Origin of the sequence: Gluconobacter potus, assembly GCF_015244705.1 — a bacterium.
In the GTDB taxonomy this organism is placed as follows: Bacteria; Pseudomonadota; Alphaproteobacteria; order Acetobacterales; family Acetobacteraceae; genus Gluconobacter; species Gluconobacter potus.
In genome coordinates this window covers 1-8,166 of sequence record NZ_JABCQF010000031.1, presented here as the reverse complement: position 1 = coordinate 8,166, position 8,166 = coordinate 1, and the positions used below count along the sequence as shown (strand labels likewise).

The window sequence follows — 8,166 nt, the reverse complement described above, 5'->3', positions numbered from 1 at the left end:
AGACCGAAGGCGTGACACTGGGGAATATCCATGAAAGTGAACGACTTTCTGGATTTCCCAGTTCCGGAACCTCAGTACAAGATACCCATCACGAAAAGTACGGAAGAACCGAGAACTGACCCGGGTTTTTCATCAGGAATTGACCCAGCCAGATGCTATTTCAGGTATAGTTATGCGGGCGGTCAAGAAGGAGATCTGTCCTTTCTGTTTTTTGACGCGGCAGTGTGTCAATCGGCACTCAAAAATAACCCCTGATCGGCATGCAATATTAACCCCCTGTTGAAGGCCCGGCCTGTCTCCTGAAGCCGTAGGCGTAAGGAGACAGGCCGGGGCAGGTATGGATCTGGAGAGAGGTTCAGTTACGGTTCCTGAACCGCCAGCTTTCGTTCCCTGTCTCGATGATGTCGCAGTGATGGGTCAGACGGTCGAGCAGTGCCGTGGTCATCTTGGCGTCGGCGAATACACTGGCCCATTCACCGAAGGACAGGTTCGTGGTGACAATGACCGAGGTCTGTTCATAAAGGCGGCTGATCATATGGAACAGCAACTGTCCGCCAGACTGGGCAAAGGGCAGGTATCCCAGTTCGTCGAGGATGACAAAGTCCAGTCGGCCGAGTTGTTCGGCCAGCCGACCCGCCCTTGCCGCCCGACTGTCAGCCTCAAGCCGGTTGACGAGGTCCACCACGTTGAAGAACCGGCCACGCCGACCTGTGCGGATGCAGTTCCGGCCAATGGCCGTGGCCAGGTGGGTTTTGCCGGTACCTGTGCCCCCCACAAGCACGACATTACGCTTGAGGTCGAGGAATTCGCCCCGGGCCAGGTCACGGACAAGGGTTTCGTTGACGGGCGTATCCGCGAACTGAAAGTCCTCGACATCCTGTGCCCGCGGCATCCGGGCAATGGTCATCTGGTAGCGTACCGACCGGGCCTGCTTTTCATGTATTTCGGCCTGGAGCAGTTCTCCTATGACCTGCTGGGGCAGATACTGTCGTTTGACCGCATGGGTCACCAGTTCATCATAGGCGGCTTTCATACCGTAGAGTTTCAGTTCCGCCATCGCCTGGAGGATCGGCCCACGTTCCATCATGGGCGTGTCCTCAGGATATCATACCGGCTGCAGTCAGCCACAGGAGCATGATGCAGGACCAGAGGTTCGGGAAGGGCAGGCAGGACGGGATTTGTGGCTTCATCCCGGCGTGACAGGATGTTGAGAATGACATCAACGGAATGCATGCCATCTTCCAGGGCCTCCCGGCAGGCCTGATCCACGCAGGTCAGGCCATGCTCGTTCACGGCAACCAGAAGACGTACGACCTGTCTGTCGCCACCTGGCCTGTCAGCCAGTCGCCTGCGTATCCGTTCAATGGAGACGGGCAGGATCCAGTCCTGGAATGGAGCGCCATTGCGCAGGGCACCCGGCTTGCGCTCCAGCACCCCGATATAATGCCATGGGTCATAAACCGTCCGGTCCCGCTCGAACGAGCGGGCATGGACCCCAACCGTCCGGCCATCCTGCCGGATTTCGATGCGCCCGGCATAGGCCCTGAGTTCCACAGGGCGACCAACCGCACTGCTGGAGACGGAATACCGGTTGTTGTCAAAGCGGACCAGGCAGGTCTTCGTGACGGATGCCATGCGGGCATGGAACCCGTCAAAGGAACCGGCATAAGGAACCAGAGCCGCGCGCTCGGCCAGGAACATCTCCCACACCGTTTTCTCCGGGACATCCGGATGGGCATGCGTTCTGGCCAGCTGGATGCATCGATCCACAAGCCATCCATTGAGTTCCTCGTAGTCACGGAACTTCAGACGCGGGGAGAACACGCGTCCACGCGCATATTTCACCTGGCTTTCAACCTGGCCTTTCTCCCATCCTGCCGCCGGCGTGCAGGCCTGTGGTTCAACCAGATAATGGGCGCACATCTGTAAAAAACGCCGGTTATAGTCCCGCGCCCGGCCAACAAAAACCGTTTCCACCGCAGTCTTCATATTATCGTAAATGCCCCGCTGGCATGCACCCCGGAAGAACGCAAAGCCCCGGTCATGCGCGTCAAACACCATTTCCTGCGCCTCGCGCGGATAGGCACGAATGAACATCATCCGGCTGTGGCACAGACGCATATGCGCGACCTTCACCTTTACCGCCACACCACCCAGAACGACAACCTCATGGCTCCAGTCAAACTGGTAAGCCTCTCCAGGTGCAAAACTCAGCGGAACATAGGCGGCCCGCCGCCCCATCTCATGGCGGTCTTCCCACCGTCGGCCATATCGCCTTACGGCATCATAGCTTCCTTCATATCCTTCCTCACGCAGCAGTTCGAACAGACGGATGAGGCTCAGCCGTTCGCGGGCCGGACGCGCCACGTTCTCCTCAAGAAGAGCGCACAATCTTCCCTCCCATGGACCAATCCGGGGAAGAGGCTGTCGTTCTCGGTGATAGTCAAAAGACGTCTGTCCCGACCGGATCACCTTGCGTACCGTCTGCCGCGATATCCCAAGGTCCCGGCAGATCGCCTTGATCGCCTTTCCTTCGACAAAATGCGCGCGACGGATCTTTCCAATTGTTTCCACAACAAGCATCCCAAACCGGACCTCCATTCAGCATGAAGGCCATCGTGAACCCGTTTCTCAGAAAGGGGTCGTTTTTGGCTGCCTATCCCCCTTCCGAAGGGGTCACTTTTCCATGCCGCTTAACAGCAGTGCTGGCGCGGAACCTGTAGCTGTCATTTCCTGTCTCGAGGATATGACAGTGATGGGTCAGCCGATCGAGGAGCGCCGTCGTCATCTTCGGGTCACCAAAGACCTCTCCCCATTCACTGAAGCTCAGATTGGTTGTGATGATGACACTGGTGCGCTCGTAGAGGCGGCTGAGCAGATGGAACAGCAGGGCGCCACCAGACGCACTGAAGGGGAGATAACCGAGTTCATCAAGGATCACGAGATCCAGGCGGAGCAGCCTGTCGGCAATCTGCCCGGCCCGGTTGGCGGCCTTTTCCTGTTCGAGCGCATTGACGAGGTCAACCGTTGACCAGAAGCGTGCCTTCTTGCGGTGATGGGTGATCGCCTGGATGGCCAGCGCGGTCGCCAGGTGGGTTTTCCCGGTTCCCGGACCGCCGATCAGCACGACATTTTCAGCACGCTCGATGAAGTCCCCGCCATGGAGCTGGCGGACCATGGGCTCGTTGATCTGCGTATCGGCAAAAGAGAACCCGGACAGGTCTTTGTAGGCAGGGAACCAGGCTGTCTTTGTCTGGTAGGCGATGGAGCGCACTTCGCGTTCGGCCAGCTCCGCCTTCAGAAGTTGCGAGAGGATGGGGATGGCCGCCTCAAAAGCTGGCGCGCCCTGCTCTATGAGGTCAGCCGTAGCCTGGGCCATGCCATACATCCGCAGTCCACGGAGCATGATGACAAGTGAAGCGGCTGCAGGATCATGACGCATGACGGCTGGATCAGGCAGGTTGGCGAGACGCGCTTGGTCTGTTCGACAAAACCGTCAAAGGGACGCCCCGGGACCATGAGGTGTGGACGCTCACTGGCATGGACCTCGGCGATGGTCCGGGCCAGTTCGATATGCTGCAGCCGTTCCCAGCAGTCCAGGCAGCGGGCTTCCAGCCAGGCATTCAGCGCCCCCAGATCCGCAAAGGCAGGCAGATCCTGCCAGATATGGCGCCGGGCATCCTGCACGGTCTTCTCAATCTGCCCTTTCTCCCATCCCGCTGCCGGATTGCAAAAAGTCGCTTCGAACAGATAATGGCTGGCCAGAGCCATGAAGCGCAGATTGACCTGACGTGCCTTGCCTGACCCAATCCGGTCCACGGCGGTCTTCATGTTGTCAAAAATACCCCGCCGCGGAACACCACCGAGCACGCGGAAGGCCTCGGTAAGCGCATCGAAAAGCATTTCGTGGGTCTGCAGGGGATAGGCCCTGAGTATGAAGGCCCGGCTAAAGGACAGTTTGGTGTGGGCAACCTGCAGCTTGACGCGATGCCCGGCAATCACCGCCCAGTCCTCACCCCAGTCGAACTGGAAGGCTTCTCCGGGCTGGAAGCGCAGGGGGACAAAAACACCTCGACCCGTTGTCTGGCGTGCCTGGTGCTGTTCGTGTTTCCATTGCCGGATAAAAGCGGCCACCCGTCCGTAGGAGCCATCATAACCCAGCGCCACAAGGTCTTCATGTAGTCGTCGCGCCGTGCGCCGGTTTTTGCGTGATCGGGCAGCTTCCAGGACGAGCCATCCCCTCAGCCTGTCAACAAATGGGTCCAGTCGGCTGGGGCGTTCGGGAACCTGGTACCGCGGTTCAATACTCTCCGCCCGGAGATATTTCCGGATCGTATTGCGTGACAGCCCCGTCCGGCGTTCAATCTCGCGGATCGGAAGATGATCCCGGCAGTGCCACCGACGGATCACACTCAGAAGCTCCATGTCAATCACTCCTCAAACCCCCAGCAGATGATGCCGGGGAGTGTGAAGGCATGGGTCAAATCTCAATGAAAATTTCCGCCCTACCCGGGTCATGTATGGATGCCCGCGTTCGTGCAAGCAGATGCGTTGAACAATAGAGGCGTGTGATCGGATGCGGTCATGTATCAGGCCTTTGGATGCGGTCTGAACATGACCACTGGCCGGTATGGGCTACGCGGATCTGGTGCAAATCAATTCTGCGAACTCGAGGTTCATTGACCCGAATGCTTTTCCAGACCCGTTCTTTCCGATCGTTTGTCCTTACTGCTCGACGACCTCCTCACACGCCGACGTACCGCGCGTAGTTACTCCCGACTGATTGTCAGGCGGCAACCGCGCGCGGATCCCTGAAAAACTCTTCCCGTGTTTCCATGGCCCAGAGCGAGCGGGCCATTTTATTGGCCAGGGCAATGGCAGCCAACTGACGGGGCTTGCGGCGCAGCAGCCGCCCGAGCCAAGTATCGGCGTCGGGCGTGTTTTGGCTGAACCAGCGAATAACGGACATGGCGCCGATGATGAGCAGGCGGCGGATGTCGCGTTGGCCCATTTTCGACGTATGCCCCAGAACCTGTTTGCCGCCGGACGAATGCTGTTTCGGCACCAGGCCCAACCATGCCGCGAAATCTCGGCCGCGCCGGAATGTCGACAGGGTGGGCGCGAACGCCTCGACCGCCATGGCCGTCACCGGGCCGATCCCCGGCATGCTCATCATCCGCTCCGTCCTGTCGGATTGACCGGCCTCCTGCCTGAGCGTCTTCTCCAATGCAGCGATGCGCCCCGAAATCTGTTCGATCTGATCGAGATAGATGCGGGCCGTCTCCACGACCAGAGGCTCAATCCCGGTTTCCGCCGTCTCGATGATCCGTCCCAATTCCTGCACGTTCGTGATTCCCTTGGCGGCGATGATGCCATGTTCCGCCAGGTGAGCCCGGAGCGCGTTGATCATCTGCGTCCGCTGACGCACGAACATGTCACGCGTCCTGAAGACCATCGCCCGAGCCTGCTGGCGTTCCGTCTTGGGCTCCACGAAGCGCATCGTCGGACGGCTCGCCGCTTCTGCGATGGCTTCGGCATCGGCCGCGTCGTTTTTCTGCCGCTTGACGAAAGGCTTCACATACGCCGGCGGCACGAGCCTCACGTCATGTCCGAGCGCACCGATCGTCCGGGCCCAAAAGTGGGCTGTCGCGCACGCTTCCAACGCAACGATGCACCGTGGCAGCTTCGCCAGGAATGTCGTTACCTGAGCGCGCGGCAGCTTCTTGCGGAACGCTACGCTTCCGTCTGCCCGAGCGCCGTGAAGCTGAAAAACCCGCTTTGCAAGATCAAGGCCAATAATGGCAACTCCGTCCATGGATGCCTTCTCCTTCCCGTGACGTTGAACAACAACATCACCTTGGCACATCTCGCGATGCCGTCGGGAGCGGGCATCCACCCCATCAGTTCTCAGTGAAAATCAACACTCGATCACAGCCTCGACCAACTGTAAGCTACCAGTCGCAGGCATAGGCGTAGAACTAGTCGTAGACATGGAACCCCGGCGTCAGACCAACGCCACCAGCCTATCCCGGACCGGCAACGCCGCTAACCCACGGGGTCTCCTTGCCGCTTACCAAGCGGCGTTGATCTCGATCCAGATATCTCACGACGATTGGCCCTGACGGGCCAGTGCGCAATGGCACACGCCAGCTATGTGGAAAGCGCGCGTGCCATGGCGCACACCCTCACCAACTGGCCTGGTTTTGCTCCGCCGCCATGGCCGATTTTTGCGCCGCCGTTGACAGGTTTAGAGTTATAGGTCCTGACGCACGAGTGCATAGCCTGGGTGACGAATCAATTTGTCGAAGTTTTGGCAAAGCGTATCAATTACTAGTTTGACGCGAGGGTTGCGATGGCGGGCGGCGCCATATATTGCCCAGACAGATATTTTTTCACTCTCGTTGGCTTCTTGGAGGAGCGGTATGAGGTGACCTTGAGCAACTTCATAATGCACAAAAAAGTTCGGCAGATATGCTATTGCCTCTCCTGAAACTGCATAGAATTTTGCCATCCAATAATCATGAACGCTGAATCGCACATTGTAATCGCCAATCCGCTGTCCGTCTGTGTCTTGAAGTAGCCAAGGCTCCGCTATTCCCTTGCGCTTATATTCTATGCCGGGCATTTCCCTTATATCCTCAACAGAATTAGGGGTTCCTAGCCGCTGCAGAAGTAGCGGACTAGCGTAGGCGCGATACCCAACATTGCCTAGTTTTCGACAAACGTGATGAGATGATGGGGCAGTGCCAACAAAAATAAGGCAATCAAATTCTGTTTGTTCTGGCAATGGAGTGTCACTAGGGTACATTCGTGTTTCGAAGGATAGCCCCGGATGCTCTCTTGCCAAGTACAAAGTTGCTGCGCCAATAATGCTGGTCCCAAACTCCGCACTTCCTAATATCCTCACTTTACCATTCAAGGAGCTATGGGCACGTTGAGCCGCACTTGCAGCCAGTTCGATGCTGTCAAATATACGGCCGGTATTATCTAGAAGGGCACGTCCAGAATCTGTGAGCTGCAAGCCTCTCTGAGAACGATGAAACAACTCAACTTCCAGCAAATCCTCCAGGCGGCGGATGCTGTGGCTGAGCGTTGCCTTTGGTGCGCCGGAAATCATACCGGCGCGCATCAGGCTTCCCGTCCTCGCGACATGAACGAAATTGCTGATATCCTTGAATTCAACTTTGGTCGTCATGGCGGCCTGGGCTTTTCCAAACCTCGAACGGAAGGTCTGGTCAGTTGGTTTACTCCGGGTGGCAACGCGTTGCTACCAAATTATGACAGCGTTCTGTCTTCGGCAGGCGAGGTTAGCACTTTGCTGCCATTTTATGCAAGGGTGACAACAAAAATAGCTACTTAAGTAGCACTTGGTGGGGATTCCGCCCGAGAACGCTAAAGCGTGAGGAGGGTAGCACTCGGAGACCAACAGGTCGCTGGTTTAGTGCCGCGCTGAAGATGTCATTTTCAGCTCTGCTGCGGCTTTGGCTTGTTCATCTGTTCTGTGTGGCGGGTTTGGTCGGTTTGCGACGTCATCTTCTGCTCAAGCCGGGTCAGCTTTGGCAGTCTGGGGAGATTTCCGGCGGCCAGCGTCATGATGAAGCGAAACCGTGCGCATTCAATGCCGCGATAAACGGTCTGGACGGCGCCTCCGATGGTTTTGGCCCAGCCGAAAGCCTCCTCGATCCGTTTGCGGTGCCTGAGGGGACGAGCGTAGCCCTTGTACCCGGTGAGCGCAAGGGAAGGTGCGGTAAGTGGGTCCGTCGAAACACCAGCGGGAAGGGCGCTGTGCATCAGATAAGCCCATGCACTGCATTCCTTGGGGGCCCCGGCCCGAGGGCCGGAGTGGACAGGCCGAACGAAAGAGCCGCACCAGAGGGCGCGGCAGTTGCTTGTCATCGCTAGAAGACAAGAGGGTTCAGCTATGGGCCGGGGGTAGTCGTGGTCAAGGGCACCGTTGTGTCGTGCCTGCGTCGGCTTCCGGCTGACAATCACCGGGGATGCCGCCCTAGATAACGGCTCGGCTTGGCAGCACAGGGCCTGCGTAGGCACAGGCCCTAGGGCGTGTCGTCAGTTAAACGGGGGGCTTATGAAGCTTGTACTCCCGTTTGATCTGTGATGTTTTCTTCCTGTTTCTGGAACGGGGAGAGTGTGAATGCGACGGTATGG

At 58.0% G+C, this 8,166-nt stretch carries 4 protein-coding genes and 3 pseudogenes; all 7 read right to left on the bottom strand.

Annotated elements, in window-relative coordinates; genetic code table 11:
- Positions 1-355: 355 nt before the first annotated feature.
- Positions 356-1,087 carry an IS21-like element helper ATPase IstB gene (gene istB / locus HKD31_RS15515; RefSeq protein ID WP_276529684.1) on the bottom strand — a complete coding sequence of 244 codons (732 nt, stop codon included), beginning with the start codon at positions 1,085-1,087 and terminating at the stop codon, positions 356-358.
- A pseudogene (gene istA / locus HKD31_RS15510) lies at positions 1,017-2,583 on the bottom strand (IS21 family transposase). Before istA (HKD31_RS15510) ends, istB (HKD31_RS15515) begins: the two are co-directional and overlap by 71 nt.
- Before the next feature lie 73 nt (positions 2,584-2,656).
- On the bottom strand, positions 2,657-3,442 hold the full coding sequence (gene istB / locus HKD31_RS15505) for an IS21-like element helper ATPase IstB (protein WP_194265684.1): 786 nt from the start codon (positions 3,440-3,442) through the stop codon (positions 2,657-2,659).
- Positions 3,443-3,450: 8 nt separating this feature from the next.
- Positions 3,451-4,425: pseudogene (gene istA / locus HKD31_RS15500) on the bottom strand (IS21 family transposase); the annotation flags it as partial.
- A gap of 361 nt (positions 4,426-4,786) precedes the next feature.
- The gene (locus tag HKD31_RS15495) at positions 4,787-5,815 is read right to left on the bottom strand and encodes an IS110 family RNA-guided transposase (RefSeq protein WP_034928490.1); all 1,029 of its coding nucleotides are present in this window, start codon (positions 5,813-5,815) and stop codon (positions 4,787-4,789) included.
- A gap of 438 nt (positions 5,816-6,253) precedes the next feature.
- Positions 6,254-7,195, bottom strand: a complete 942-nt coding sequence (locus tag HKD31_RS15490; RefSeq protein ID WP_194265683.1) for a LysR family transcriptional regulator — start codon at positions 7,193-7,195, stop codon at positions 6,254-6,256.
- 356 nt (positions 7,196-7,551) lie between these two features.
- Positions 7,552-7,728 (bottom strand): annotated as a pseudogene (locus HKD31_RS16190) (IS5/IS1182 family transposase); the annotation flags it as partial.
- Between the last annotated feature and the right edge of the window lie 438 nt (positions 7,729-8,166).

Bases quoted from the DNA above. Each gene is read 5' to 3' on its own strand.
- HKD31_RS15490 (WP_194265683.1), bottom strand. From the start codon at position 7,195: ATGACGACCAAAGTTGAATTCAAGGATATCAGCAATTTCGTTCATGTC.
- istB (WP_276529684.1), bottom strand. From the start codon at position 1,087: ATGATGGAACGTGGGCCGATCCTCCAGGCGATGGCGGAACTGAAACTC.
- HKD31_RS15495 (WP_034928490.1), bottom strand. From the start codon at position 5,815: ATGGACGGAGTTGCCATTATTGGCCTTGATCTTGCAAAGCGGGTTTTT.
- istB (WP_194265684.1), bottom strand. From the start codon at position 3,442: ATGCGTCATGATCCTGCAGCCGCTTCACTTGTCATCATGCTCCGTGGA.